Origin of the sequence: Streptomyces sp. DH41, assembly GCF_029813785.1 — a bacterium.
Lineage (GTDB): Bacteria > Actinomycetota > Actinomycetes > Streptomycetales > Streptomycetaceae > Streptomyces.
In genome coordinates this window covers 66,817-93,130 of sequence record NZ_JARVKY010000005.1, presented here as the reverse complement: position 1 = coordinate 93,130, position 26,314 = coordinate 66,817, and the positions used below count along the sequence as shown (strand labels likewise).

The 26,314-nt window shown below is 70.5% G+C and carries 25 protein-coding genes; 20 read left to right on the top strand and 5 right to left on the bottom strand.

What is annotated here, in order from left to right; translation table 11 throughout:
* Positions 1-84 precede the first annotated feature (84 nt).
* Positions 85-1,404 carry an ABC transporter substrate-binding protein gene (locus QC283_RS11050; protein ID WP_279561248.1) on the bottom strand — a complete coding sequence of 440 codons (1,320 nt, stop codon included), beginning with the start codon at positions 1,402-1,404 and terminating at the stop codon, positions 85-87.
* A 269-nt stretch (positions 1,405-1,673) separates the two neighbouring features.
* Here QC283_RS11050 and QC283_RS11045 point away from each other — a divergent pair, with 269 nt between their 5' ends.
* Together QC283_RS11045 and QC283_RS11040 are read left to right on the top strand one after the other, a co-directional pair.
* Complete coding sequence (locus QC283_RS11045) at positions 1,674-2,723, top strand: LacI family DNA-binding transcriptional regulator (protein WP_279561247.1); 1,050 nt, start codon at positions 1,674-1,676, stop codon at positions 2,721-2,723.
* Positions 2,724-2,792: 69 nt separating this feature from the next.
* On the top strand, positions 2,793-3,836 hold the full coding sequence (locus QC283_RS11040) for a LacI family DNA-binding transcriptional regulator (protein ID WP_279561246.1): 1,044 nt from the start codon (positions 2,793-2,795) through the stop codon (positions 3,834-3,836).
* 275 nt (positions 3,837-4,111) lie between these two features.
* On the opposite strand, the gene QC283_RS11035 is transcribed toward QC283_RS11040, so the two are convergent.
* Positions 4,112-5,026: a LysR family transcriptional regulator gene (locus QC283_RS11035; RefSeq protein ID WP_279561245.1), complete on the bottom strand. Its 915-nt coding sequence runs from the start codon at positions 5,024-5,026 to the stop codon at positions 4,112-4,114.
* Positions 5,027-5,153: 127 nt separating this feature from the next.
* On the opposite strand from QC283_RS11035, the gene QC283_RS11030 reads away from it, so the two are divergent.
* The 17 genes from QC283_RS11030 to QC283_RS10950 all read left to right on the top strand — a co-directional run bounded on the left by QC283_RS11030 (position 5,154) and on the right by QC283_RS10950 (position 21,678).
* The gene (locus tag QC283_RS11030) at positions 5,154-6,155 is read left to right on the top strand and encodes a fumarylacetoacetate hydrolase family protein (RefSeq protein WP_279561244.1); all 1,002 of its coding nucleotides are present in this window, start codon (positions 5,154-5,156) and stop codon (positions 6,153-6,155) included.
* Positions 6,152-7,114, top strand: coding sequence for a cyclase family protein (locus QC283_RS11025; protein WP_279561243.1), 963 nt, complete (start codon positions 6,152-6,154; stop codon positions 7,112-7,114). Before QC283_RS11030 ends, QC283_RS11025 begins: the two co-directional genes overlap by 4 nt.
* A gap of 23 nt (positions 7,115-7,137) precedes the next feature.
* Complete coding sequence (locus tag QC283_RS11020; protein ID WP_279561242.1) at positions 7,138-8,268, top strand: FAD-dependent oxidoreductase; 1,131 nt, start codon at positions 7,138-7,140, stop codon at positions 8,266-8,268.
* Positions 8,265-9,299 carry an amidohydrolase family protein gene (locus tag QC283_RS11015; protein WP_279561241.1) on the top strand — a complete coding sequence of 345 codons (1,035 nt, stop codon included), beginning with the start codon at positions 8,265-8,267 and terminating at the stop codon, positions 9,297-9,299. Before QC283_RS11020 ends, QC283_RS11015 begins: the two co-directional genes overlap by 4 nt.
* A 5-nt stretch (positions 9,300-9,304) precedes the next feature.
* Positions 9,305-10,237 carry a VOC family protein gene (locus tag QC283_RS11010; protein WP_279561240.1) on the top strand — a complete coding sequence of 311 codons (933 nt, stop codon included), beginning with the start codon at positions 9,305-9,307 and terminating at the stop codon, positions 10,235-10,237.
* A gap of 134 nt (positions 10,238-10,371) precedes the next feature.
* Positions 10,372-11,439: an MBL fold metallo-hydrolase gene (locus QC283_RS11005; protein WP_279561239.1), complete on the top strand. Its 1,068-nt coding sequence runs from the start codon at positions 10,372-10,374 to the stop codon at positions 11,437-11,439.
* 23 nt (positions 11,440-11,462) lie between these two features.
* On the top strand, positions 11,463-12,434 hold the full coding sequence (locus QC283_RS11000; RefSeq protein ID WP_279561238.1) for a fumarylacetoacetate hydrolase family protein: 972 nt from the start codon (positions 11,463-11,465) through the stop codon (positions 12,432-12,434).
* Positions 12,431-13,183 carry an SDR family NAD(P)-dependent oxidoreductase gene (locus QC283_RS10995; protein WP_279561237.1) on the top strand — a complete coding sequence of 251 codons (753 nt, stop codon included), beginning with the start codon at positions 12,431-12,433 and terminating at the stop codon, positions 13,181-13,183. The genes QC283_RS11000 and QC283_RS10995 overlap by 4 nt, the downstream gene beginning before the upstream one ends.
* A complete protein-coding gene (locus tag QC283_RS10990) occupies positions 13,180-13,977 on the top strand; it encodes an SDR family NAD(P)-dependent oxidoreductase (protein WP_279561236.1) in 798 nt (265 codons plus the stop codon). Before QC283_RS10995 ends, QC283_RS10990 begins: the two co-directional genes overlap by 4 nt.
* Entirely contained in the window at positions 13,974-14,729 is a 756-nt protein-coding gene (locus tag QC283_RS10985) for a CoA transferase subunit A (protein ID WP_279561235.1), read from the top strand. The genes QC283_RS10990 and QC283_RS10985 overlap by 4 nt, the downstream gene beginning before the upstream one ends.
* Positions 14,726-15,376 (top strand): CoA transferase subunit B, encoded by a 651-nt coding sequence (locus QC283_RS10980; RefSeq protein ID WP_279561234.1) that lies wholly within the window; start codon positions 14,726-14,728, stop codon positions 15,374-15,376. The genes QC283_RS10985 and QC283_RS10980 overlap by 4 nt, the downstream gene beginning before the upstream one ends.
* Positions 15,377-15,531: 155 nt before the next feature.
* On the top strand, positions 15,532-16,746 hold the full coding sequence (locus QC283_RS10975) for an FAD-dependent monooxygenase (RefSeq protein ID WP_279561233.1): 1,215 nt from the start codon (positions 15,532-15,534) through the stop codon (positions 16,744-16,746).
* Between the two features lie 23 nt (positions 16,747-16,769).
* Positions 16,770-17,810, top strand: coding sequence for a cupin domain-containing protein (locus QC283_RS10970; protein WP_279561232.1), 1,041 nt, complete (start codon positions 16,770-16,772; stop codon positions 17,808-17,810).
* A gap of 32 nt (positions 17,811-17,842) precedes the next feature.
* Positions 17,843-18,709: a fumarylacetoacetate hydrolase family protein gene (locus tag QC283_RS10965; protein WP_279561231.1), complete on the top strand. Its 867-nt coding sequence runs from the start codon at positions 17,843-17,845 to the stop codon at positions 18,707-18,709.
* Positions 18,710-18,806: 97 nt separating this feature from the next.
* Positions 18,807-19,256, top strand: coding sequence for a MarR family winged helix-turn-helix transcriptional regulator (locus QC283_RS10960; RefSeq protein WP_279561230.1), 450 nt, complete (start codon positions 18,807-18,809; stop codon positions 19,254-19,256).
* Positions 19,257-19,302: 46 nt separating this feature from the next.
* A complete protein-coding gene (locus QC283_RS10955; RefSeq protein WP_279561229.1) occupies positions 19,303-20,118 on the top strand; it encodes an IclR family transcriptional regulator in 816 nt (271 codons plus the stop codon).
* 249 nt (positions 20,119-20,367) lie between these two features.
* Complete coding sequence (locus QC283_RS10950; RefSeq protein ID WP_279561228.1) at positions 20,368-21,678, top strand: MFS transporter; 1,311 nt, start codon at positions 20,368-20,370, stop codon at positions 21,676-21,678.
* A 365-nt stretch (positions 21,679-22,043) separates the two neighbouring features.
* Here the strand turns inward: QC283_RS10950 and QC283_RS10945 are convergent, their stop codons facing one another.
* Positions 22,044-22,499, bottom strand: coding sequence for a GNAT family N-acetyltransferase (locus tag QC283_RS10945; protein WP_279561227.1), 456 nt, complete (start codon positions 22,497-22,499; stop codon positions 22,044-22,046).
* 392 nt (positions 22,500-22,891) lie between these two features.
* On the bottom strand, positions 22,892-23,473 hold the full coding sequence (locus QC283_RS10940; RefSeq protein WP_279561226.1) for a TetR/AcrR family transcriptional regulator: 582 nt from the start codon (positions 23,471-23,473) through the stop codon (positions 22,892-22,894).
* A 92-nt stretch (positions 23,474-23,565) separates the two neighbouring features.
* Here QC283_RS10940 and QC283_RS10935 point away from each other — a divergent pair, with 92 nt between their 5' ends.
* Positions 23,566-25,011 carry a dihydrolipoyl dehydrogenase family protein gene (locus tag QC283_RS10935; protein ID WP_279561225.1) on the top strand — a complete coding sequence of 482 codons (1,446 nt, stop codon included), beginning with the start codon at positions 23,566-23,568 and terminating at the stop codon, positions 25,009-25,011.
* Between the two features lie 187 nt (positions 25,012-25,198).
* Here QC283_RS10935 and QC283_RS10930 read toward each other — a convergent pair whose 3' ends face one another.
* Entirely contained in the window at positions 25,199-26,266 is a 1,068-nt protein-coding gene (locus QC283_RS10930) for an LLM class flavin-dependent oxidoreductase (RefSeq protein WP_279561224.1), read from the bottom strand.
* Between the last annotated feature and the right edge of the window lie 48 nt (positions 26,267-26,314).

Genomic DNA, 26,314 nt, shown 5'->3' with positions numbered 1-26,314 from the left:
GGGTGGTGTCCACTTTCTTCGGAGGGACGGGGACGGCCCGCGCGCGGCGGGGCGGGCAGGAGCGAGCGGGCCGTCCCCGGCCGGTCACTGGGCGGCCAGCGCGTCCTGAACCGTCTGCATGAACTGCTCGGGGCTCGTGCTGCCGCTGACCAGACCCGCCGCGTTCTGCTGGCTGACGGTGGTCGCCTTGGTGCTGAACAGGGCCTCGAACCACAGCACGTTCTGCTTCGAGGCACTGATGGTGTCCCGCACCTGGGTGGTGACCTCGTTGGCGTCCTTGACCTCGGTGTTCACCTTGAAGCCAGAGATGGCGCCGTGGTCCTTCAGCGCGGTGGAGCCGTAGTTCTTCGCGATGCAGGACACCCAGTCGCCGGTCTTCTTGTCGAAGGACTTCGAGGCGAAGGTGATACCCAGGCCGACGTTGGACGGGTACTGGTCCACGGAGCCCTTGCCGCCGGTCACCGCCGGGAAGGGCATGAAGCCGGTGTTCTCCGCGCCGATCTTGTTCTGCTTGTCGTCGGAGATGTTCGCCAGTGCCCAGCTGCCCATGTAGAACATGGCGGCCTTGCCGGTGAGGAACTGGTTCATCGCCGTGTCGTAGTCGATGGACCCGACACCCTTGCCGAAGTAGCCCTTCTTGCCGAGGGCCGCGACCTCCTCGGCGGCCTTCACGTACTCCGGGTCGGTCAGCTTCGCCTTGCCGTCCGCCACCTTCTGCAGGGCATCGGGGCCGAGGCTGCGGTAGAGGTAGCCGCTGATGAGACGGGTGAGCGGCCAGCCCTGCTGACCGGAGGCGGAGAACGGCTGGACGCCCTTCGCCTCCAGCTTCGCCGCGGCCGACACCAGCTCCTCCCAGGTGCCCGGCACCTTGATCCCGTTGTCCGCGAAGACCTTCTTGTTGTAGAAGATGCCCTCGATGTTGTACTCGTACGGCAGGACCTGGAGTTCCCCGCCGTACAGGGCCTTGATGGTGGAGACGGCGGCCGGCTCCAACTGGTCGAGAACGCCCAGCTCCTTGAGCTTCGCCTCCAGGTCCGCGACCTTGCCGGACTTGGCCAGCTGCTGGGTGAGCGCCGGGGCGTTGCCCGCCGCGAACTGCACCGGCAGCGCGTCCTGGCCGGCCAGCAGCTGGAGCTTCTGGTCCAGGCTCGCCTGCGGAACGGTCTCCACCTTCAGCGGCAGAGCGTCGTTCGCGGCCTTGCACTCGCCCTTGGACATGGTGGTCAGCGCCGTCTTCACGGTGGTGTTCTCGGTGACGCTCAGGTAGTCGAAGTTCTCGGGGGCGGAGGAGGAGCCGCCGGCCCCGCTGCCGCCGCACGCGGTGGCGAGCAGCGCGAGCGAGGCGGTGCCGGCGGTGAGCAGGCTCAGTCGCGCACGACGGGCGCGGGAGGTACGAAGGGGCACGAAGGACTCCCAAGGATCATGACGAGCGGGGCGAGGTGCGGGAAACAGCGCCAGGGGCGAAGTACGAGGCCCGGCAGCACGCGGGCAGCGACCCGGCAGAGCCGTGTAAAACGTTCTTCACAGCGAGTGGGCAACACCCTGCACCGCTCCCCCGCCACCGTCAAGACACAAGCAGGTAACACCGTGGTGATCAACGAAGGGCTTGACGGATAGCGGGGAGTAACATGTAGACCGTTACACCAACGACTACTTACTTCGGGACGTGGACCATGGACGGGGCTTCCGCAGCCAAGCCGAACAAGCGCGTGACCATCACCGATGTCGCCCGGCACGCCGGGGTGTCCACGGCCGCCGTCTCCAAGGTGATGCGTAATGCCTACGGCGTGAGCGAGGCCATGCGGGAGAAGGTCCAGGCGGCCATCGCCGACCTGGGCTACCGTCCGCACGCGGCGGCGCGAGGGATGCGCGGCCGGACCTACACCATCGGCGTACTGCTGGACAACGTCCGCAACGCGTTCTTCGCCGACATCCTCGACGGCATCCGGGACGAACTCCGCCACACCGACTACACGGTGCTGATCGGCGCGGCCGGCTTCGACCCCGAGGAACAGGCCAGGACCATCCGTTCCCTGGTGGACCGGCAGATGGACGGACTGATCCTCATCGCCCCGGGGACACCGCGCGCGGAGGTGCTGGACACGGCCGCTTCGACGCCGACCGTGGTCATCGGGCACCACGACGCCTGCGACACCTACGACTCGGTCGTCGACGCCGACGACCTCGGCGCCGGTCTGGTGGTGGATCACCTGGTCTCGCTCGGCCACCGTGACATCGCCCTGGTCTCGGCCCCGGGTACCCGGGCCAACAAGTGGAAGCGCACTCCGGAGGCCGTGCTGAGCGAGGGCTATCTGCGCGCGATGCAACGGCACGGACTCGACCGGTTCGCGCGGGTCCACCACACCGCCTACTCCGACGACGGCGGCTTCAAGGCGGGCATGACACTGCTGACGGCCGACCGTCCGCCGACCGCCGTGATGACCGGTGCGGACGTCGCCGCACTGGGCGTATACCGCGCGGCGCACGAACTCGGGCTGCGCATCCCCCAGGACCTGTCGCTCGTCGGCTACAACAACACCGCGCTCGCCGCCCTGGCCCCCGTGCAACTGACCAGCGTGGACCAGGCGGGGCACACCATGGGCTCCGCCGCCGCCCGGATGCTCGTCGAGCGCGTCGAAAACCGAAGGGACAGAGCCATGCAGACCACGATGACCCCTCGTCTGGTGGTGCGCTCCACCACCGGCGCGCCGCAGGGACGCTAGGCCGTGGACCGGCGACCGACCGCCACTCCCCCAGCTCACCGCGAACGTGACTCCGACGGAGCGACGGCGGTGGCCGGACCTGTCGGCCGCCCACATCCCCGGGTCGGCATCAAGGACGTGGCGCGGGAGGCAGGCGTCTCGCTCGGTACGGTCTCCAACGTCCTCAACCGGCCCGAGATCGTGTCCGAGGGAACGCGCTCGCGCGTCCTGGAAGTGATCGACTCCCTCGGCTACGTCCGGGCCGAGGGCGCCCGGCAGTTGCGCGGCTGGGCCTCCCGGGTGATCGCCGTCATGGTGCTCGACATGGCGAACCCGTTCTTCACCGCGCTCGCCTCCGGGGTGGAACAGGCCGCCCGTGAGGCGGACCTCGGCGTCATGGTCTGCACGGGCGCCCACGATCCGGCAGAGGCGGCACGTCACCTGTCGCTGATCACTTCGCACCAGGTCCGCGGTGCCGTGCTGGCCTCCGGCGAAGGAGTCGGGCGCACCGTCGCGGCCTTCCGCCGCAACGCCGTGCCCTTCGTCGTGGCCGACCAGTACGCGCCCCAGCCCGCGGCATGCTCCGTCGGCATCGACGACGTGGTGGGCGGACGGGCCGCGGTACGGCACCTGCTCGAACGGGGCCACCGCTCCCTCGCCTACGTCAGCGGCCCCGACCGCCTCCAGCAGGTGAGGGACCGCCGCCGCGGCGCCCTCACCGCGATCAGCGAGTCCGGCCTGCCGTCCACCGCGCTGAGAGAACTGTCCTGCGACACCCTCACCGTGACGGCCGGCAAGGACGCCGGGCACCGCATCCTCGGCCTGCCCGAGCGGCCCACCGCCGTCTTCTGCGCCAACGACCTGCTCGCCCTCGGTGTCCTGCAGGCCCTGTACGAGGCCGGCCTGAGAGTGCCGGACGACATCGCTGTGGTGGGATACGACGACATCGAATTCGCCGCGTCCGCCGTGGTACCGCTCACCTCGGTGCGACGACCGGCATCCGCCATGGGGCGGCAGGCCGGCCGACTGCTCATCGAGGACACGGCCCACGGAGTCAGGCACACGCACCGCCACGTCGTGCTGCAACCCGAACTGGTCGTACGCCGGTCGACGCTGGCGGCTCCCGCGCGCTGACGGGGTCGGCTCGGGGCCGTGGGGAGCGATGACGGGTACGGCATGGAAAACGAGCACGGCGAAACTCCGGCCGACGGTACGGGAGGGTCGACCGCGGAGACGATGATCACCTCCGGCTGTCGGATAGAGACGTCGAGCGAGAGCGCACCGACGGGCCCCGTCCGAGCATGCGTCCTGCCGGCCGGCCCTGCCCACCCCCACCGTCATTCACGTTACGGATGGATTCCATCCATAACGTGAATAGGGCCCTCCGTTCACGTGCGGGGCCTCGCTCATCACCCGGTCTCGTCGGCCATCCGCCTGCCGACCCGGGCGGCCGTCTCCCGCAGCCAGATGTGCGCCGCGTCGTGGGTGTGCACCGGGTGCCACCACAACGCCTCCCGCAACGGCACCGCCTCGTAGGGCGGCTCCACCACGCGCACGGCGGCGAGTGGCGCGAGGAGCCGGGCCAGGCGGGCCTGGATCAGGGCGATGCGCCGGGTTCCGCTGACCAGCAGCGGCATGATCTGGAAGCTGTCCACGGAGACCTCGACCCGGGGCTCGATGCCCAGCATGCCGAGCTGGCGCACCGCCGGGGCGTCGTAGGTGCGCTGGTAGGTCACCCAGGGCAGCCGGGCCAGGTCCTCCCGGGTCAGCCGGTCGTCGACGCTCGGGTGATCGTCGGCGACGAGGAAGACCCACCGGTCCTGGTAGAGGTCGGTGGCGGGGAAGTCGCTGATCACACCGTGCGGCATGAGCAGACCGTCGGTGGTGCTCAGCAGAGTGTCCGTGGCATCCACCACGGTGGGCGGCGTCTGCGCGAAACGCAGCCGGATGCCGGGGGCCTCCTGATGCACGACCCGGGCGAGTTCGGCACCGAAGACGGCGACCGCGTAGTCGGACGCCACGAGCTTGAACTCACGGCTCTCCTTGGCCGGGTCGAAGTCCGCCTGGCTGGCGAAGAGACGTTCCAGCAGGTCGTAGGCGGTGGACGCGCGGTCGAGGAGGACCTGCCCGAGGGCGGTGAGTTCGTAGTGGCCGCCGACCCGGGCCAGCAGGTCGTCGTCGAAGTGCCGGCGCAGGCGGGAGAGCGCCGCGCTCATCGCCGGCTGGCTGAGGCCGACGCGCTGTCCGGCGCGGGTGACGTTGCGCTCTTCGAGGAGAGCGCGCAGGGCGACGACGAGGTTGAGGTCCAGGCGACTGAGATTCACGGCGGCTTTTCTCGTTGTTCGGCGGTGACCTGCGGAAATTCGACTCATGGATGACTGTCATCCACGGAATCTATTTCCATGATCGCGGGTGGCGAGTCCAGATTAGTGCCATCGCAATCAGGAGGACATGTCCGTGAAACCTGAAGCCGCGTCCGCCCTCTTCGCCGGACCCTTCGCCCTCGCCACCCTTTCCGCCCTCGACGGGGCCGCCTTCCCCGCTCTCGTCACCTCCGACGCCCAGGTGATCGACCTGCGGGACGCCCTGGACGACGCCGCCCTGAGCGTGCGGGACCTCCTGGACGACTGGGAGGCGGTGCTGCCCCGGCTGACGGCCCTGGCCGACGACAGCGCGCCACGACGCGCGCCCCTGGCGGACTTCCGGGTGCACGCACCGGTCGAGCCGCGCCAGGTGTTCCAGTCCGGCGCCAACTACCGGCAGCACGTCATCGACCTGCACGTCGCGCACCGCGCGCCCGGTGACGACCGGCCGGAGGCGGAGCGGCGCGCGGAGGCAGCCGAGATCATGGACCGGCGGGCCGCCGAGGATCTGCCGTACGTGTTCATCGGGCTGCCGAGCGCGATCACCGGTCCCTACGACGACGTCGTGCTGCCGTCCTGGGCGAAGAAGCCCGACTGGGAGCTGGAACTGGCCGCGGTGATCGGCCGCCCGGCCCACCGGGTGTCCGTCGAGGAGGCCCTGGGCCACGTCGCGGGCTACACGATCGCCAACGACCTGACCGACCGGGCCACCGTCTTCCGCCGGGACATGCCGCAGATCGGGACCGACTGGCTGCGCAGCAAGAACGCCCCGGGCTTCACGCCGCTCGGACCCTGGATCGTGCCCACCGCCTCGATCGCGAACCCGGGCGACCTGCGCCTCACCCTGAAGCTCAACGGCGAGACCATGCAGGACGAGTCGACCAAGGACATGATCTTCGGCGTGGCGCGGATGGTCTCCTACGCCTCGCAGACCGCCCGCCTCCTGCCCGGTGACCTGGTACTCACCGGCTCCCCGGCGGGCAACGGCATGCACTGGGGCCGGCTGCTGCGCGACGGTGACGTCATGGACGGTTCCATCACCGGGCTCGGTGCCCAGCGCACCCGATGCGTGGCGGAGGCGGCCCGATGACGCTGGACCGCACCGACCCCGAGGGCTCGATCGCCCGGACCGCGAAGGCGTGCTCCAACTGGAACCGCTGGGGCGAGGACGACGTGCTCGGCACGCTCAACTTCCTCGACGAGGCCAAGCGCCGCGAGGGCGCCGCCCTGATACGGCGGGGTACTAGTTTCTCCCTGTCCCAGCGCTTCGACATCGACGGCCCGCAGAAGGGCTGGCGCAAGCGCACCAATCCGGTGCACACCATGCTGGACACCGGCACGGACGCGGCCCTCGGCAACCAGGGCCTGCCGCACGGCATCGGCGGCGCCGACGACGTCATAGCGATGCCGCTGCAGTGCTCCACCCAGTGGGACGGGCTCGGCCACATCTTCGACCACGGCAAGGCGTGGAACGGACGCCCGGCCGAGCAGGTCGTCACCTCCGACGGCGACCAGGTCACCGGCATCGAGCACATGGCCCCGCACGTCGCCGGACGCGGAGTGCTCCTGGACGTCGGCCGGATCGTCGGTGACGACGGTGAGCTGCCGGACGGCTTCGCGATCACCGAGGAGCACCTGGCCGCGACCGCCGAGGCCCACGGTGTGCGGGTGGGCCGCGGCGACATCGTCCTCGTCCGCACCGGCCAGCTCGCCCGAGTGCGCCGCGACGGCTGGGGCGACTACGCCGGCGGGCCCGCGCCCGGGCTGTCGTTCACCACGGCCGGCTGGCTGCACGGCAGCGGGATCGCCGCGATCGCCACCGACACCTGGGGCTTCGAGGTCCGCCCGAACGAGTTCGAGCACGCCTTCCAGCCGCTGCATCAGGTCGCCATCCCCCACATCGGCCTGCTGATCGGCGAGATGTGGGACCTGGACGCCCTCGCCGACGACTGCGCGGCCGACGGGGAGTACGCCTTCTGGCTCACCGCCGCACCCCTGCCCATCACCGGGGCCGTCGGCTCACCCGTCAACCCGATCGCCGTCAAGTAACCAGCGGAACAAGGGAATTCCCCATGAGCAAAGCCCGTAAAGTCCTGGTGATCGGCGGGGGCGCGGCCGGCAATGCCGTCACGATCCTGCTGCGCCGCGCCGGGTACGCGGTGGACCTGATCGAGGCCAAGGACGACTGGAACGCCACGGCCGGTTCCGGCATCACCCTCCAGGGCAACGCCCTGCGCGTGCTGCGCGAACTGGGCGTCTGGAAGCAGGTGGAGGCATCCGGATACGGCTTCGGCTCGGTCGGCATCACCGCCCCCGACGGCACCGTCCTGCACGCCCAGGACGACCTGCGCACCGGCGGCGACGACCTGCCCGCCACCGTCGGCATGCAGCGCCCCCGGCTCCAGCAGATCCTCATCGACGCCGTGCGCTCCAGCGGCGCCACCGTCCGCCTCGGCACCACCGCCGAGATCCTGGACCAGGACGCCGACGGCGTCGCCGTGCGCCTCAGCGCCGGCACCGAGCACCGCTACGACGTCGTGGTCGCCGCCGACGGCCTCGGCTCCGCCACCCGCGCCGCGATCGGCATCACCGACAAGCCGGAACCGACCGGCATGGCCATCTGGCGCATCGCCGCCCCGCGTCCGGCGGGCGTCGTCCGTACCGACCTCGCCTACGGCGGCCCGGCCTACATCGCCGGCTACTGCCCCACCAGCGAGACCACCCTGTACGCGTACGTCGTAGAGGCCAACCGTGACCGCGCGTCGATCCCGCCGGAGTCGTACGCCGACGAGATGCGGCGCCTGACCTCCTCCTACGGCGGCCACTGGCCGGAGATCACCGAGCACATCACCGACCCGGCGAAGGTCAACTACACCTGGTTCGACCGGCTGCTGGTCGAGGGCTCCTGGCACCGCGGCCGGGTCGTCCTCGTCGGCGACGCCGCACACTGCTGCCCGCCCACCCTTGCCCAGGGCGCCGCACTGTCCCTGGAGGACGCCTGGGTGCTCGCGCAGATGCTGACCGGGACCGACGACTGGGACGACGCGCTGTTCCAGGCGTACTACGAGCGGCGGATCACCCGCGTCCGCCCGGTCGTGGAGGCGTCCGTACAGATCGGGCAGTGGCAGCTCGACGGGGTGCGCGACGCTGATGTGCCCGGCCTGATGGGCCGCACCATGACCCTGCTCCGGGAGTTGCCGTGACCGCCGAGAACGCGCCCACCGCCGTGACCGCGGCGAACGCGCCCACCATCGACGTGCACGCCCATGTCCTGCTGCCCGAGGTCGAGGCGCTCGTCGCCGGCCTGCCCGGCCACGCCGAGGCCAAGGAGCTGGACGCCCGCCGCAACGGCCCCGCCGCCCTCGCCGTCAGCGGCCCCATGGTCCGCGAGCGCATCCCGCGGCTGACCGACGCCGCCGTGCGCCTGGCCGCGATGGACGCCCAGGGCGTGGACGTGCAGCTGGTCAGCCCCTCCCCCTCGCACTATCACTACTGGGCCGACGAGGACACCGCCGAGAAGCTGTACCGGCTCGCCAACGAGGCCACGGCCGCGCACTGTTCGGCCTCCCCCGAGCGGCTGCGCGGACTCGGCCTGGCCCCGCTCCAACACCCGGAACAGGCGGTCCGCGCCCTGGACCACGCCCTGGAACAGGGCCTGGCCGGGGTGGAGATCTCCAGTCACGCCCCCGGCCGGGAGCTGTCCGACCCGGCGTACGAGCCCTTCTGGTCCCGGGCCGGGGAAACCGGCGCGCTCGTCTTCCTGCACCCCTTCGGCTGCACCCTGGACGAGCGGCTGGACCGGTGGTACCTGTCCAACACGGTCGGACAGCCCACCGAGAACGCCGTCGCGCTGTCCCACCTGATCTTCTCCGGGGTGCTCGACCGCCACCCGGGGCTGACGCTGATCGCCGCGCACGGCGGCGGGTACCTGCCCACCCACATCGGCCGCTCCGACCACGCCTGGTCGGCCCGCTCCGACGCGGGCGCGGGCTGCGCGCACCCGCCCAGCAGCTACCTGAAGCGGCTGTACTTCGACTCGCTCGTCCACGACCCGCACGTCCTGCGCGAGCTGATCCGGGTCGCCGGAGCGGACCGCGTCCTGCTCGGCTCCGACTTCCCCTTCGACATGGGCACCGAGGACCCGGTCGGCGCCCTGCGCGCCGCGGACCTGTCCGACGCCGACTTCCACGCCGTCCGGGGCGGCAACGCCGCCGCCCTCCTCCGGAAGGACTGATCATCATGCGCCTGCTCACCCACCTGCGGCACGTCGACCTCGCCGTGCCCGACTACGACAAGCAGCTCGACTTCTACTCCGGCGTCTGGGGCCTGACCAAGGTCGCCGAGGACTCCGGCATCTCCTTCCTGGCCGCCGAGGGCTCCCCCGAGCAGTACGTCGTCCGGCTCCGCAAGGCCGAGGAGAAGCGCCTCGACCTCGTCTCCTACGGTGCCGCGTCCGCCGCGGACGTCGACACCCTCGCCGAGCAACTCCTCGCGGGCGGCGTGCAGTTGATCTCCCAGCCGGGCAAGGTCGACACCCCCGGCGGCGGCTACGGCTTCCGCTTCTTCGACGTCGACGGACGCACCATCGAGGTCTCCGCCGACGTCGAGGTCCGCCGGCACCGCAGGATCGAGGAGAAGGAGTCCATCCCGGTCAAGCTCTCCCACGTCGTCCTCAACAGCCCCGACCTGAACCGCACCCGCGAGTGGTACGAGCGCCACCTCGGCTTCGCCCTCTCCGACACGCTCAGCTCGCCGCACATGGGCGAGGTCATGCACTTCATGCGGATCAGCAGCCAGCACCACTCCATGGCCATCGCGCAGGGCCCGCACACCGCCCTGCACCACGTCTCCTTCGAGATGCGCGGCATCGACGAGTACATGCGCGGTTCCGGGCGCGTCATCCGGGCGGGCTTCAAGAAGATCTGGGGCCCCGGACGGCACATGGCCGGCGACAACACGTTCACGTACTTCCTCGACCCGCACGGCAACACCGTCGAGTACACCACCGAGCTGGAGAACCTGGACGAAGACACCTGGCACCCCCACGTCTACGACTTCTCCCAGCCCGAGGTCACCGACCAGTGGGGCACCGCCAATCCCATGAACGAACTCGTCGCCAAGGAGTCCTTCAACGACCCCGACCGCGGCGTGTTCGTCGCCCCGCCGGTCTGACCCGCTCCCCGTACGCCGGGGACGCGGCGTCGGCGTCCGCGCCCTGACTCCCGCCGTCGCATCCCCGGCCCCGCTCGCCCCCTTCCTCACCCCCCACGGCTCCTGCATCAACGACGATCGAAGGAACCGCCCCGATGACCCCTCGCACGACCCCGCTGTCCCGTCGCGGCCTGCTGGCCGGCGGCGCGGCCGCCACCGCGCTCGCCGTCACCCCGCAGGCCGCCGCCGCGCCCCGCGCCGAGCCACGCGACAAGTCCCGGCCGGGAAAGGGCACGGTCGTGCACCTGCTGGGCACGGCGGGCGGCCCCCCGCCGTACGGCGAGCGCATGGGCATCGCCTCCGCCGTGTCGGTCGGCACCGACATCTACCTGGTGGACTGCGGCCGGGGCGCCGTGACCCAGTACCTGCGGGCGGGACTGTCGATGCCGTCGCTCAAGGGAATCTTCCTCACCCACCTGCACGCCGACCACATCGTCGACTACTTCGACTTCCCGCTGCTGTGCGCCGGCGTCATGCCGCCCCAGCCGGGGTTCGGCGGCACAGTACGGGTGTGGGGTCCTGGACCGAGCGACACGGTCACCTCGGGTCCCGTCACCCCCGAGCAGCCCGCGCCCGGCATCGCCGAGACCACCCGGCGCGCGAACGCCACCTTCGCCGCCTCCACCAACGCCTTCGTCGCCGGGGGCTTCGGCATCGACCCCGTGTCCATGCTCGACGTGACCGAGCTGTCGGCGCGGCCCGGCACGGTGGTGACCGTCCTGGAGACCGCCACCGTGAAGGTGACGGCGACCCGGGTCCCGCACGGCAACATGTCCCCCTCGTACGCGTACCGGTTCGACACCGCGGACGGTTCCGTCGTCTTCTCCGGCGACACCAGCCGCAGCGACGACCTGATCGCGCTGGCCCGCGGCTGCGACCTGCTGGTCCACGAGGCCGTCGACGTCGCGTGGTTCGAGGGGCAGGGCATGCCCGCTCCCCTCGTCGACCACATGCGCGAGGTGCACACCGACGTCGCCGAGGTGGGCACCATCGCCGCCGCCGCGGGGGCGCGCCAGGTGGTCCTCAGCCACCTCGCGCCGGCCGACCCGGCCCAGTTCTCCGACCGCGAGTGGGGCGCGGCGGCCCGTGCCTCCGCCCGCGCGGCCGGCTACCGGGGCCGCGTCACCGTGGGTCACGACCTCATGCGCATCCCCCTCTCCTGATCACACTCCGCTGGAGCCGCACCATGCGTTTCGCCGCATACGAACACCGACACCACCACCGGGTGGCGGTCGTGGAAGAGGACGGCACCCTCTTCCCCCTGCCGGGCGTCACCTCGCTCACCGCACTGATCCAGCGGACCGACGGGCTCCCCGGGTTGCTCGCCGCCGGCGCCGCGGCCCTCGACGTGCCCCCCGGCCCGCACGTCTCCCAGGTCCGGTTGCTGCCTCCGCTGCAGCCCGCGTCCGTACGGGACTTCGTGACCTTCGAGGAGCACGTGGAAGGGGTGCGCCGGTCCGTGGAGGGAACCGGCGGCGTCCCCGAGCAGTGGTACGCGGCCCCGACCTTCTACTTCACCAACCCGCATGCGATCTACGGCCCCGGGGACGGCATCCCCGTACCCCCCGGTTCGGCGGTGCTCGACTTCGAACTCGAAGTGGGCGCCGTGGTCGGCCGGGAGGGCCGCGACCTCACCGCCGCACAGGCCCGCGACCACATCGTCGGCTACACCGTGTTCAACGACTGGTCCGCGCGTGACCTCCAGGGCGCGGAGATGAAGGTGGGCCTTGGCCCGTGCAAGGGCAAGGACACCGCCACCACCCTCGGCCCGTACCTGGTCACCGCCGACGAGTTGGAGCCCTACCGGGACTGCGAAGGATTCCTGCGCCTGGCCCTGACCGCCGAGGTCAACGGCGAGAAGGTCGGCGAGGACCTGCTGTCCAACATGAGCTGGACGTTCGAGGAGATGACCGCCTACGCCTCCCGCGGCACCCGCGTCGTCCCCGGCGACGTCCTCGGCTCGGGCACCTGCGGCAACGGCGGCTGCCTCGCCGAACTCTGGGGCCGGCGCGGCGAGCAGACCCCACCCCCGCTGAAGCCCGGCGACACCGTCACCCTCACCGTCGAGGGCCTCGGCACCCTCACCACCACCGTCGTCCCCGGCGTCGAGCCCGTCCCGCTGCCCGTCGGCCGGCGCCGCTCCCGGGAGCGGCCATGAGCGGCCTGCACCCCAAGAGGCTGCTCGGCAAGGTCGTCGTCGTCACCGGCGCCGCCCGCGGCCAGGGCGCCGCCGAGGCCGAGGCCCTCACCCGCGAGGGCGCCCGGGTCATCGCCACCGACGCCACCGAAGCGCCGGGCTGCCGGCGCCTGGACGTCACCCGCGAGCAGGACTGGGCCGCACTCGCCGCCGAGCTGCGGGAGGCGTACGGGCAGGTGCACGGCCTCGTCAACAACGCCGGCATCACCTGGCGGGCCCGCCTCGGCGACGTACGCCCCGAGGACATGACCCGCGTCCACGCGGTCAACGTCACCGGCCCGCTCCTCGGCATCCAGCACCTGGCTCCCCTCATGCCGCCGGGCTCCTCGGTCGTCAACGTCGGCTCCTCGGCGGCCCTCACCGCGCACTACCCGGTCGCCTACACCACGAGCAAGTGGGCGCTGCGCGGCCTGTCGAAGACCGCCGCCCTGGAGCTGGGCCCGCGCGGCAGCCGCGTCAACACGATCCACCCCGGCTACATCGAGACGGAGATGACCGCCTCCGCCGCGCCCGCCTTCCGCGAGGCCAACATCCGGGAGACGCCGCTGGGCCGCACCGGCTCCGTCGGCGAGGTGGCGCCGCTGGTCGTGTTCCTGCTGTCCGACGACGCGTCGTTCATCAGCGGCGCGGAGATCCCGGTGGACGGCGGCATGACCGCGCACGGCGGCGTCAAGTCCGTCTCCGACGCCCTGCGGGAGGGAGCGCTGTGAAGCGGCTGGAAGGCAAGGTGGCGCTGATCTCGGGGACCGCGCGCGGCCAGGGCCGGGCCGCCGCGCTGCGGTTCGCCGCCGAGGGCGCCCTCGTGGTCGGCGGTGACCTGCTGCACGAGGAAGCCGTCGAGACCCAGCGCCTCATCGCCCGCGAGGGCGGCACCGCCCTCACCCCCGGCCCGCTCGACGTCACCGACGAGCAGTCCGTCCGTGCCTGGGTGGACGAGGCGGTGGACGCGTTCGGCGGCGTCGACATCGTGTATGCCAACGCGGGCGCCGTGCGGTTCGGCCCGATCGACAGCCAGCCGTACGAGGACTTCGCGTTCACCATGCGGGCCGAGCTGGACTCGGTGTGGCTGACCGTGCGGGCGGCCTGGCCGCACCTGGTGCGCAGCCGCGGCTGCGTCCTGACCGTCGGCTCGACCGCGGGACTCACCGGTTCCCTCACCAACCACCGGACGGCCCATTCGGCGTCGAAGGGCGCCGTCATCGCGCTCACCCGCCAACTCGCCGCCGAGGGAGCACCGCACGGCGTCCGGGTGAACTGCGTGAGCCCCGGGATGATCGACACCAAGGGCTCGCGCGACAACCTGCTCGCCGACGACCACCCGATGAGCGACATCTCCGGCCACATCCCGCTCGGGCGGCTGGGCCACCCCGACGACGTCGTCAACGCGGCCGTCTTCCTGGCCTCCGACGAGGCCGCCTACATCACCGGCGCCAACCTGGTCGTGGACGGCGGCTGGTCCACCGTCCTGCCCGGCGCCCCGAACCGAAAGGCAGTCCGCACGTGAACAAGGTCCGCGCCGACGCCGCCGAAGCGGTCGCCGACATCCCCGACGGCGCCTCGCTCGCCGTCGGCGGCTTCGGCCTCAGCGGCGTCCCCGAAGTCCTGGTCCGCGCCCTGTACGAGCGGGGCACGAACGGCCTGAAAGTCGTCTCGAACAACTGCGGCGTCGACGGCCGGGGACTCGGCATCCTGCTCTCCGCGGGCCGCATCGCCCGAGTGACCGGCTCCTACGTCGGTGAGAACAAGGAGTTCGCCCGCCAGTACCTCGGCGGAGAACTGGAAGTGGAACTGACCCCGCAGGGCACCCTCGCCGAGCGGCTGCGCGCCGGCGGCGCGGGCATCCCCGCCTTCTACACCCCGGCCGGCGTCGGCACCCAGGTCGCGAACGGCGGGCTGCCGTGGCGCTACGCGCCCGACGGCACCGTGGCCGTCGCCTCCCCGCCCAAGGAGACTCGCGACTTCGCCGGCCGCCCGTACGTCCTGGAGCACGGCATCACCACCGACTTCGCCCTCGTCCGGGCCTGGCGCGGCGACCACCACGGCAATCTCGTCTTCCGCCGGGCCGCCGCCAACTTCAACCCCCTCGCCGCCATGGCCGGCCGCGTCACCGTCGCCGAGGTCGAGGAACTCGTCGAACCGGGCGAACTCCGACCCGATGAGGTCCACGTGCCCGGGATCTACGTTCAGCGGGTCGTGGCGCTCACCGCGGGCCAGGCCGCCGACAAGCCCATAGAGAAGAGGACCGTACGCCCATGAGCTGGACCCGCGAGCAGATGGCCGCCCGCGCCGCCGCCGAACTCACCGACGGCTCCTACGTCAACCTGGGCATCGGCCTGCCCACCCTGATCCCCGGACACCTCCCGCGCGGCGTCCACGTCGTCCTCCATTCCGAGAACGGCATCCTCGGCACCGGCCCCTACCCCACCGAGGACGAAGTCGACCCCGACCTGATCAACGCCGGCAAGGAAACGGTCACCGTCCTGCCCGGCGCTTCCTTCTTCGACTCGGCGCTCTCCTTCGGCATGATCCGGGGCGGCCACATCGACACCGCCGTTCTCGGCGCCATGCAGGTCTCCGCCCGCGGTGACCTCGCCAACTGGATGATCCCCGGCAAGATGGTCAAGGGAATGGGCGGTGCCATGGACCTCGTCCACGGCGCCCGCCGCGTCATCGTCCTCATGGAACACACCGCCAAGGACGGCACCCCCAAGATCGTCGACGAATGCACCCTTCCCCTCACCGGCGAGCAGTGCGTCCACCGGATCATCACCGACCTCGGCGTCCTCGACGTCACCCCCCACGGCCTCGCCCTGGTCGAGACCGCACCCGGCGTCACCGTCGAGGACATCACCGCCCGCACCGGCACCGCCCTGGAGGTGGACAGCGTCTCCGCCGCGTGCTGACCAGCGGCCGAGAGAGTTTGTCCACGAACCATTGACACGGGGGAAACACCCTCCGAATATAGTCCGTACATCAATGATTGGTGTACGGACCATCGGAGGCCGAGTCTGACCGCCTCCGCTCCCGATGTCCTCCCGAGCTGACTTTTGGAGGCCAGATGCCCGTCCTCACCTCTCCACTCCACATCGCCGTAGTCGGAGGCGGTATCGGCGGACTGGCCGCCGCGCTGGCGACTGCCCGCTCCGGCCATCGCGTGACGCTCGTGGAGCGAGCCGCCCGCTTCGGCGAGATCGGGGCCGGCCTGCAGCTCGCCCCGAACGCCTCCCTCGCCCTCGACGAACTCGGCGTACTGCCGGCCGTCCGGGCATCCGCGGTAGCCCCGCCCCGGCTGGTCATGATGGATGCCCTGACCGGTGACGAGGTCACCTCCCTCCATCTGCGCAGCGCCGCCTACACCGACCGTTTCGCGCACCCGTACCTGGTCACCCACCGCACCGACCTGCACGCCGCACTGCTGACCGCCTGTCAGGAGCACCCCGCCGTCACGCTGCGCACGGGACACACCGTCGCCGAGGCAGACCAGGACGGATCCGGGGTACACCTGCACTTCGCGGAGGGCCACGCCCCGCTGACCGCCGACGCGGTCGTCGCCGCGGACGGACTGCACTCCCGGCTGCGCCAGGTACTGGTCGGTGACGGGGAACCGGTCTGCTCGCGCTACGTCGCCTTCCGTGGCGCCCTGCCCACCGGGAAGATGACCGGCCGGATGTCCCAGCACGCCGCCTCGGAAGCGGTGATGGTGTGGGCCGGGCCGCGCATGCACCTGGTGCAGTACCCCGTACGTCGCGGCGAGCTGTACAACCAGGTCGCCGTGTTCGAGAGCGACCACTACACGCCGGATTCCGACGACTGGGGCACCGAGGCCGAGCTGGAGGAGCGCTTCGCCGACGCCTGCGAGGCCGTGCGCGACGCGCTGCCGCTCGTCTCCCGCGACCGGCGCTGGCCGCTGTACGACCGCGCCCCGATCAGCACCTGGGTGCACGGGCGGATCGCGCTGCTCGGAGACGCCGCCCACCCCATGCTCCAGTACCTCGCGCAGGGCGCCTGCCAGGCGCTGGAGGACGCCGTGGCACTCGGCCAGGCCCTCGGCCAGAGCGCGGACCCCGCCGAAGCCTTCGCCGCATACGCGGACCGGCGTCGAGAACGGGCGACTCTCATCCAGACCAACGCCCGCCGCTTCGGCGAGATCTGCCACCTCGAAGGCATGGGAGCCACCCTGCGCAACATGCTCCTCTCGTCGCGCGGCCCCGAGGCGTTCGACGACATCTCCTGGGTGTGGACCCCCACCCCCGCACCTGCTCCCGCCCTGTGATCCGGCTCGCGTAGGAGGACACCATGACAACCGACGAACTCGCCTACAAGGCCCTGGAGGGCCTGGGAGCCGCCCCGCTGTGGCGCTTCTACGGCAACCTGTTCCCCGCCCAGCCCAAGAGCCGCGCCGTCCCCTACCGCTGGGACTGGCGCGAACTCCGCCCGCATCTCCTGCACTTCTCCAGGACCCTGTCCCTGGAAGAGGCCGAACGACGGGTCCTCATGCTCGTCAACCCCGGCCTGACCGACCCCCCGGCCACGGTCAACACCCTCTACGCGGGGCTCCAGATCATCCTGCCCGGCGAGACCGCACAGGCACACCGGCACACCTCCAACGCCTTCCGCTTCATCCTCGAAGGCGACGGCGCCTGGACCACCGTCAACGGCGAGCGGGTCTTCATGGCCCCCGGCGACCTCCTGCTCACTCCCGGCTGGCACTGGCACGACCACACCCACGAGGGCGACGCGCCGATGATCTGGCTCGACGCACTCGACTACCCCCTGGTCAACGCCCTGGAAGCCGGCTTCTACGAGCAGTACCCTCAGCGGCTCCAGCCCGTGACCAAGTCCGACGACGCCGGCAGCCGCCAGTTCCTGCACGGCCGGCTCACCCCCGCCTGGCTCACCCAGGACGGCCCCAACTCCCCCGTCACCCGGTACACCTGGCAGGAGACGGAGCGCGCCCTGGACGCCATCGCCGACACGGCCGACGGCAGCGACGTCGACGGCGTCGTCCTGGAATACACCAACCCCTGGACCGGGGGACCGGTCATGCCCACCATCGGCTGCCGCGTCCAGCGGCTGCGCCCCGGCTTCGAGGGAGCCGGCCGCCGCCACACGGCGTCGACCATCTTCAACGTCGTCCGCGGCGAAGGCGCCACGATCGTCGACGGCGAGCGGCTGGAATGGTCCGAGCACGACACCTTCGCCGTCCCCGGCTGGGCCTCCTACAGGCACGTCAACACCTCGGCCTCCGCGGACGCCGTCCTCTTCTCCTACAGCGACGAGCCGGTCATGCGCTCCCTCGGCCTCTACCGCACCGAAGACGCCGACCCCGGCGCCTGACCCTCCCACCCGACACCCACAAGGAGGCCAGCATGCGTCTGGCACTGTTCAACAAGGGACGCCTCGGACTCATCGCCGGTGACGACCTCGTCGACGTGACCGACCAGGTCGCCGGAGCCGACACCGCCGGCCCCGCCGGTGCGCTCCAGCGGTACGTCGAGGCGGCCGCCGACGGGGAGACGGCCCGTTTCGAAGCAGCCGGCCGGCCCCGCATCCCCCTGGCCGAAGCGGTCCTGGAGGCCCCGCTCCCCCGCCCCGGGAAGATCATCGGCGCACCGGTCAATTACCTCGACCACAAGGCCGAGATGGAGTACACCACCTCGGTCGCCGACCTCGGCGTCTTCCTCAAGGCGAACTCCTCCGTCATCGGCCCGGGCCAGGACATCCTCCTCCCCTACTCCGACAAGCGCACCGACCAGGAAGGCGAACTGGGCGTCGTCATCGGCCGCACCGCCTCGCACGTGAGCACGGACGAAGCCCTGGACCACGTCTTCGGCTACACCTGCGTCCTGGACATCACCGTCCGCTCCGGCGAGGACCGCTCCACCCGCAAGTCCTTCGACACGTTCACCCCGCTCGGCCCCTGGATCGTGACCGCCGACGAGATCCCGGACCCGGACACCCTCGACCTGCGCTGCGACGTCGGCGGCACCACCCGGCAGCGCACCAACACCGCGGACCTCATCTTCGGCGTCCGCGAACTGATCGCCTATACCTCCTCCGTCATGACCCTGCACCCGGGCGACGTGATCGCGACCGGCACCCCGGCCGGAGTGGGACCGCTCAGCCATGGAGACCGCGTGGTCCTGGACATCGAGAAGGTCGGTCGCCTGGAGGTCGGTGTCGACGGCTCCCGTGCCCTTCCCTACGACCAGCGCCCCGGCCGCCGCAGCCGCTGACCACCTGGTCACCGCCGGGGTGGTGCCCGCACTCGTAGACTCCCCACACCGGCCGTCCCCGGCCGGCACCACCCCGGCGACAGACGGACGGAAAACTGTGGCGCACGCACTGGAACTGCACAACTACGTCGGACACCTGATCCGGCGCGCGGAACAGGTGCACACCGCCCTGTGGTACCGGCACGTGTCCAGGGAGATCACCTCCCAGCAGTTCGCCGTCCTCAACACCCTCAGCCGGGACCCCGGCATCGACCAGCGCACCCTCGCGCACTTCACCTCACTGGACCGCTCGACGGTCAACCACATCGTCCGCCGGCTGACCGAGCAGCACTACGTCAGTCAGATCCGCGACGAGGAGGACCGCAGGCGGACCCTGCTGAGCCTCACCGATCAGGGAGCCCAACTACTCGACTCCCTGATCCGTCCGGCCGAGGCCGTCAACGAGCAACTGCTCGACGCGCTTCCCGGTGACGAACGCAAGCTCGCCGTCGACGTCCTCCGCAAAATCGCGTCGCTGGACGCCGAGGCACTCAGCGACGGCCCGTGAGTCGGTGAAGCGCGGGACGTCCAGGCAGCGAGGAAGGACTCACGCCTTGACCCGTCACGCCCTGCGCAGCGCGCCTCCCTCCGCTCCCCCGCAGGAAGCCGGTACCTCGGCCGCCACCACAACAGGGCCCGTCATCGGCCGGGCTCTGCGCATCCTCGGTGCCTTCAGCGCACAACGTCCTCACCTGTCCCTGAGCGAGCTGGCCCGGCGATCAGGTCTGCCCGTCTCCACCGTGCACCGCATGCTGGGCGACCTGCTCGTGTGGGGCGCTCTGGAACGCGACGCGCAAGGCCGCTACCGCATCGGGCTGCGACTGTGGGAGGTCGCGTCCTTGGCTCCGCGCAGTCAAGGACTGCGCGAGCGTGCACTGCCCTACCTGGAAGACCTCTCCACCCTCGTCCGTGAGAACGTCCAGCTCGCCGTCCGTGACGCGAGCGAGGTGGTCTTCATCGAACGCATCGCGCCGAGCTGTGCCGTGCCCACGCTGACACGAGTCGGAGGACGGCTGGGCATCACCACGACAGCAGCGGGACTGGTGCTGCTCGCCCACGCACCGGCAGCCGTTCAGGAGGAGGCTCTCGCGCGGACGATACCCCGGCACACACCGCTCACGCTCACCGACAGCGGCCGGCTCAGGGCGGTCCTCGCCCAGGCACGCACGTGCGGCTACGCGGTCAGCGACCGGCAACTGTCCACCGACACCCTCTCCGTCGCCGCGCCCGTCACCACCGGCGACGGCGAGGTGACCGCAGCTGTCTCCGTGGTGGTCCGGCACGGGTCCACGTCCGTCGGAGCGCTCGCCGATCTGGTCCGCTCATGCGGCCGCGCCATTTCCCGAGCTCTTGACACACCCGACCTCTGAAGGACATCGGCCCGCAACACTTGTTTTCCGGCATCCGGGAAACCACCTGGCCGCGCGAGACCGCCGCTCGCACCATGACTGCTCCCACTGCCGAACCCGAGGCTGCCGCCCACGGCGCGCCGACGAGTCGGTTCGGCCATCCCGCAGTCGACAACGGAGTGCTGCCATGGAGAAGTGCCCCCACCGCCCCACCGCCCCGCAGGCCGTCCGGTGACCGCCCGCCTCACGCAGGCCCTGGACGACGGGCCCATGAGCCGTTTCCAGTGGGGTGTGATTGCTATCTGCGTGCTGCTCAACACCCTTGACGGTTTCGACGTGCTGGTCATGTCCTTCACCGGGAAGACGATCTCCGGCGAGTGGCACCTCGACTCCGGTACCCTCGGGCTGCTGCTGAGCAGCGGGCTGGCGGGCATGGCGTTGGGCGCCTTGCTCATCGCTCCCCAGGCCGACCGGATCGGCCGGCGGCCTGTCATCCTGGCGGGCCTGGCCCTCGCAGCCGCGGGCATGCTGCTGTCCTCGGTCAGTCAGAACTGGCAGCAGTTGGGGGCGCTGCGCCTGCTCACCGGTGTCGGAATCGGCGCCGTTCTCGCCTGCAGCAACGTCATCGCCGGTGAGTTCGCGTCCCGCCGCTGGCGCGGTCTGGCCGTCAGCCTCAACTCCACCGGATACGCCGTGGGCGCGACGATCGGCGGCGTCTCTTCTGTCGCCCTCATCGACCGCTACGGATGGCGCTCGGTGTTCCTGGCCGGCGGACTCGCCACCCTGGTCGTCATTCCTCTCGCCTTCCGTCTCCTGCCGGAATCCCTCGACTTCCTCCTCAACAGGAGACCCGCCAATGCGCTGAGCCGTGTCAACGAGCTCGCCCGCCGCATGGGACAGCCGAACCTGTCCACGCTCCCGGACAAAGAACAGACAACGCTCACCTCCGCAGACGGGTTCCGCCGCCTCCTGGCGCAAGACCTCCGCCGCCCCACCCTGGTGCTGTGGGGTGCCTTCTTCCTCGTCATGGCCGCCTTCTACTTCGTCACGAGCTGGACGCCAACCCTGCTCGTCCAGGCAGGTATGTCCGCGACACAGAGCCTGACCGGCGGAACACTGCTCAACCTGGGCGGAGTCTTCGGCACCGCACTCCTGGGCGCACTCGCCGCGCGGTACGCGCTCGGCAGCGTCCTGCGTACCTACCTGTTCGTATCCGCAGCACTCGTCGTGGCCTTCGCGTCGTCCACCGACACACTCGTCCTGGCCTTCTGTATCGGAGCCGTCATCGGAGTCGCGGTCAACGGCTGCATCGCCGGCCTCTACGCCCTGACCCCGAGCGTCTACCCGGCACCACTGCGGGCCACGGGTGTGGGAGCGGCGATCAGTGTCGGCCGCGTGGGTGCCATCATCGCCCCCACCACGGCGGGCTGGCTGTTGGACGCGGGCTGGACACCGCTGGCCTTGTACGTCACGACGGGTGCGGTGTTCTGCGCGGCCGGCTTGCTCCTTCTGGCCATGCGAAGGAAACAGCCGACAGTGAAGGCGGCACGTGACACCAGGCCAACACCGTCGTCTGCTTGAGCTCCCTGACCGCCCGCCTAGCAACAAGACAGGCCAGTGAGTCTGGCAAACCAGGAGTTAGCGCCACGCGAAGTACCTTGTTCCGTCCCGCCGAACGTCGTCCGTGAACGGGAGACCAGACCGACAGGCACTTGGCGATGACCTGTACGTCGACGTTGTCCTGCGCAACTTCTTCGACGAATCTGCCCATGGGAGACGGGCGGCGGGACTGTACCGATATTAGCACTGCTCAACCGAGAGAGCGCGTATGGCCTGGGGCCAGCCGTGTCCCTCTCAGCTCGTGGCCCGGCGGCAGAACGTGATGCGCGTGGGAACTCCCGACCTTGCCTGTCCGCGATGAGAACGGGCGGACGATGTCTGCTTCTTCAGGATGTGGCTTCCACCGGTGGGCGCACCATGTCACCGTAGTATCCACACTCCCCTGAAACCTCACCGAATTCAGGGACATAAGTAAATCCCAGCTTGAGCCATACCTTGTAAAGCTCCCGGTTCCATGCAGACAACACAATCTCCTGATCGGGCACCCGAGCAAACAACTCATCGACCAAGGCACGCGCCACTCCCATCCGCCGGAACTCGGGAGGGACGTAAAGCTCATAAAGCCTGACGTAGCCGGGCTCGTCGCCTACCGCGCACTGCAGACTGGAGTGAAGCCACCCCATACACACGCCTTGGTCGGGATCCTCTGCGATCAGGGCATGCAGCGCCTCCGCCAGGGAGGCGGACCCCTCCTGCTTCTCGACCGTGACCGTCCAGCCCTCGGTGTTTTCGCTCATCCATTTGACGTCGATTGGATGAGCGTCACGGACTCTGATCTTCATACTTCCTAGCGTACGACCGGCCTTCTGGTGGGTGTCATGGCCGGGTGGGCCTGACCAAGTGGCCGACCTCTCGGGCATAGAAGCGATTGAGGCATGGGCCTATCTCGCGGATTCCCGACGCGGCGTTCGTAGTAGTTACGGAGGAGAGTGACGGCGCTGTCGGGCCGATGCCCACCGGTTCTAGCAGCTGCGGGGCGTGGTGCTCGACGAGCCGGGTCAGGCGTTGGTTGAGCTCGTTGATAGCTGTTTGACTCGCCAGTCCTGACTTGCGGTTCCTCAACGGGAGTTGCACCACTCGACGCGCAGATCCGCGTCTGACTCCGAGCGGGTAGATTCAGACGATGCCGTGCCGTTGAGAACGTTCCTGGCTCACGTTCACCGGGCTGGAAAGGTCATTCCGACCGAATGGTCAGCAAGGGGTAGGTGGCCAGGGCGAGGGCTGTCGGCCTGACGTCGGTGAAGGCGGCGGGTCCTGTGGACATCGAGGCGACTTTGGCTCCGTCGAGGAGGGACAGGATCACGCGGGCGACCGCGGCGCGCTCATCCTCAGCCTCCCGGTCGACGTTCTCCGTGAGAAAGGCCAGCAGGTCGGCACGATGCATGGCGATGATGTCGCCGACGGGGCCCGGCAGGTGTTCGGCTGCGGCGTTGATGAAGCCGCACCCCTGGTAGCCCGGCTCCGCCGCACTCGCGGCCGCACTGTCGAACAGCACGCCGATGCGGGCTGGGCCGGGTGGTGTCGCGCGGGCGGCCTCGGCCAGACCGGCGCGGACACGCGCGGCGTCACGGCGCAGGCACTCTGCGACGAGCTCGTCCTTGGAGCGGAAGTGCGTGTACAGCGTCGCCTTGGCGACCTTCGCTTCGGCGATCACCCTGTCGACGCCGACGGCGCGGATTCCATGCGTGTAGAAGAGCTGCTCCGCGGTGTCCAGGATGCGGTCACGGGCGGGGCGGCGGAGTGATGCGGAAGGCATGAATTTGACGTTAGCAGACTGATCTGTCTACCTTCACGGTCAACGGACAGACAGGTCTGTCTACCTCAATCCCGGAGCGAGTGACCCACCTCATGAGCACGCAGCACGACACCAGCCCCTACCCCTCCACCCCCCGCTACGATCTGGCCGTCATAGGCAGCGGCCCGGCCGCGGTCACCGCCGCCATGGCCGCCCGGGGCCGCGGCAAGACGGTCGCCCTCGTCGAGCGCGGTGCGTACGGCGGCGTCTGCCCCAACACCGGCTGCATGCCGTCCAAGCTCCTGATCTCCGCCGCCGCAACCCGCGCGGACGCCGGAGCCGGGCGCTTCCCCGGCGTCACCACCACGGCAGGCCCCGTGGACATGCGCGTCCTGATCGAGGACAAGCGCGACATGATCGCCCAACTTCCGGGCGCCAACGCGGCCCTCGCCAAGGCCCGGGGCATCGAGACGTTTCAGGGAACCGCCTCCTTCGGCGGCGGCGCCGGCGGCGAACCGCCCGTACTGTCCGTGGCACACGCGGACGGAAGTCACACCGAGATCACCGCCGAGCACGTTCTGATCGCGACCGGCGCCGAACCGTTGCTCCCGGCAATCGACGGCCTTCCGGACGTCGACCATCTGACCTCCACCACCGCCATGGATCTGGACCGCGTCCCCGAGACCCTCCTCGTCATCGGCGCCAATGCCGTCGGCCTGGAGCAGGCGCAGACCCTGTCACGACTCGGCGCCAAGGTGACCGTCGTCGACATCGCGCCGCGCATCACCCCGCAGGAGGACGCCGCCGTCTCCGCCGCACTGGAGGAGGCCCTGACGGAGGAGAGCATCTCCTTCCGTACCGGTGTCACGCCGGTACGTGTCGCGCCCTCCGGCGACCAGGTCGTCCTCACCGTCGACGACGGCACGGGCACCAGCACCCTGTCCGCCGAGCGCCTCCTCGTCGCCACCGGCCGCCGGCCCGTCACGGACGCGCTTGACCTCGAGGCCGCCGGACTGGAGACCGGCCCTGCCGGAGAGGTCGTCGTCGACGAGCACCAGCGCACCACCCACCCGCGGATCTGGGCCGCCGGCGACGTGACCGGGCGCGCCCGCCAGTTCGCATACGTGGCCGTCGCCCAGGCGGAACTCGCCGTCGCCAACGCCTTCGACGGCGACGGGACCGGCACCCTGGACTACCGGCATCTGCCGCACGTCACCTTCACCTCGCCCGCCGCCGCAGGCGTCGGCCTGACCGAGGAGCAGGCGCGCGAGAGCGGCCGACCCTACGAGGTCCGCGTCCTGCCCCTGGCGCACATCGGAAGGACGATGGTCAGCCGCCGTCCGCACGGCATGGTCAAGCTGGTCTCCGACGCTGAGACGGACCGCCTGCTGGGTGTCCACATCGTCGGCGACGAGGCGGGCGAGATCATCGTCGCTGCCACCTACACCCTGGAAGCCGGCTTCACCGTGGAACGGCTGGCCCGTACCTGGTCGCCCTTCCTCACCATGGGTGAGTCCCTCAAGATCGCCGCACAGCGGCCCGCCACCGAGCCGGCCTGAATCAGTTCCCTGTACGTCACGGTGATGCTGTTCACCAGGTCCTCGAGGTGGCTGCGGGGCATCCAGTGCGTCGACGGCGCCAGGCGCAGCATGCCTCCGTCGTCCTTCCTCCAATCTCCGCGTCGAGGGGCCTCGGCGTAGAGTCGTCGCCCTCGGCGACACCACTGGTGCCGTTCGAGCTCGGAGCTCACGGTGAGGGCAGTGCGTAGTGGTCGGCGATGAGCTCGACCGTGCGTGCCTGGACCCGGCGTGAGTGACCCCCGACCACGAGCATCACCTCGTCGGCCCCGGTGCGGGCGTGGAGGCGTTCGAGGGCCGCGGCCACCTGCGGACCGGTTCCGTTGAGGAAGCGGTGGGTGTAGGCATCGATGATCTGTCGCTCCTGGAGAGTGGCGGGGTATGCCTCGACTTCCTCCGGAGGGAGCAGGCTGTAGGGCTTGCGCTGGAACATCCGCAGCATGGCCATGGCCGACGAGGCCGCCTGCCGCCGGGCCTCGGTGGGATCTTCGTGCGCGATCGCGCCGACGCTGACGAGCGTGTACGGCTCGGCCAGGACCTCCGAGGGACGGAAGTTCTCCCGGTACAGCCGCAGGGCCGAGACCACGTCGGCGTCGCCGAACTGCAACGCGAAGGCGTAGGGGCGGCCGAGCTCGGCCGCGAGGCGAGCCGAGTGGGGCGAAGAGCCCAGTATCCAGGTCTCCGGCGCGGTCTGGGGGCGGGGCACACGGTTCTCGTCCGCCTGCCACGGCCCCGGCACCGCGTGGACGTTCTGGTAGGCATGGCCGTCCGGGAAATCGTCGCCGAGGAACCCGAGCAGTTCCAGCACCTGCTGCGGGAAGCCGTCGTTGGCGTCGTGGTGCCGGCGCAGCGCCGCTGCGGTCGGCAGGTCCGTGCCGGGCGCGCGCCCCAGTCCCAGATCGATCCGTCCCGGGGCGAGTGCCTCCAGCATGCCGAACTGCTCGGCGATCACCAGCGGCGCGTGGTTGGGCAGCATGATCCCGCCCGCGCCGAGCCGGATGCGGTCCGTCTCACCGGTCAGCCGCGCCAGCATCAGCTGCGGCGAGGAGGTCGCCGCACCCGGCATCGCATGGTGCTCGGACATCCAGAACCGGTGGTACCCCCGCCGCTCGGCCAGCCGCGCCAGCGCGATGACCTCGCCGAAGGCTTCCTCAACGGTCTGCCCGACAGCGGTGTGCGCGTTGTCGAGCACCGACAGGGCGAAGGGGGCGGTGCCCGAAGGCGGTGCGGGGGTCATACGGCTCCTCGATTCTCGTTCTCACGGTAAATAATGTTCTCTACCGTG

Bases quoted from the DNA above. Each gene is read 5' to 3' on its own strand.
- QC283_RS10970 (WP_279561232.1), top strand. From the start codon at position 16,770: ATGACAACCGACGAACTCGCCTACAAGGCCCTGGAGGGCCTGGGAGCC.
- QC283_RS11000 (WP_279561238.1), top strand. From the start codon at position 11,463: ATGCGTTTCGCCGCATACGAACACCGACACCACCACCGGGTGGCGGTC.
- QC283_RS10975 (WP_279561233.1), top strand. From the start codon at position 15,532: ATGCCCGTCCTCACCTCTCCACTCCACATCGCCGTAGTCGGAGGCGGT.
- QC283_RS10965 (WP_279561231.1), top strand. From the start codon at position 17,843: ATGCGTCTGGCACTGTTCAACAAGGGACGCCTCGGACTCATCGCCGGT.
- QC283_RS10930 (WP_279561224.1), bottom strand. From the start codon at position 26,266: ATGACCCCCGCACCGCCTTCGGGCACCGCCCCCTTCGCCCTGTCGGTG.
- QC283_RS10995 (WP_279561237.1), top strand. From the start codon at position 12,431: ATGAGCGGCCTGCACCCCAAGAGGCTGCTCGGCAAGGTCGTCGTCGTC.
- QC283_RS11020 (WP_279561242.1), top strand. From the start codon at position 7,138: ATGAGCAAAGCCCGTAAAGTCCTGGTGATCGGCGGGGGCGCGGCCGGC.
- QC283_RS11025 (WP_279561243.1), top strand. From the start codon at position 6,152: ATGACGCTGGACCGCACCGACCCCGAGGGCTCGATCGCCCGGACCGCG.
- QC283_RS11045 (WP_279561247.1), top strand. From the start codon at position 1,674: ATGGACGGGGCTTCCGCAGCCAAGCCGAACAAGCGCGTGACCATCACC.
- QC283_RS10945 (WP_279561227.1), bottom strand. From the start codon at position 22,499: ATGAAGATCAGAGTCCGTGACGCTCATCCAATCGACGTCAAATGGATG.
- QC283_RS10980 (WP_279561234.1), top strand. From the start codon at position 14,726: ATGAGCTGGACCCGCGAGCAGATGGCCGCCCGCGCCGCCGCCGAACTC.
- QC283_RS10940 (WP_279561226.1), bottom strand. From the start codon at position 23,473: ATGCCTTCCGCATCACTCCGCCGCCCCGCCCGTGACCGCATCCTGGAC.
- QC283_RS10950 (WP_279561228.1), top strand. From the start codon at position 20,368: ATGAGCCGTTTCCAGTGGGGTGTGATTGCTATCTGCGTGCTGCTCAAC.
- QC283_RS10935 (WP_279561225.1), top strand. From the start codon at position 23,566: ATGAGCACGCAGCACGACACCAGCCCCTACCCCTCCACCCCCCGCTAC.
- QC283_RS11010 (WP_279561240.1), top strand. From the start codon at position 9,305: ATGCGCCTGCTCACCCACCTGCGGCACGTCGACCTCGCCGTGCCCGAC.
- QC283_RS11005 (WP_279561239.1), top strand. From the start codon at position 10,372: ATGACCCCTCGCACGACCCCGCTGTCCCGTCGCGGCCTGCTGGCCGGC.
- QC283_RS11030 (WP_279561244.1), top strand. From the start codon at position 5,154: ATGTCCGTGAAACCTGAAGCCGCGTCCGCCCTCTTCGCCGGACCCTTC.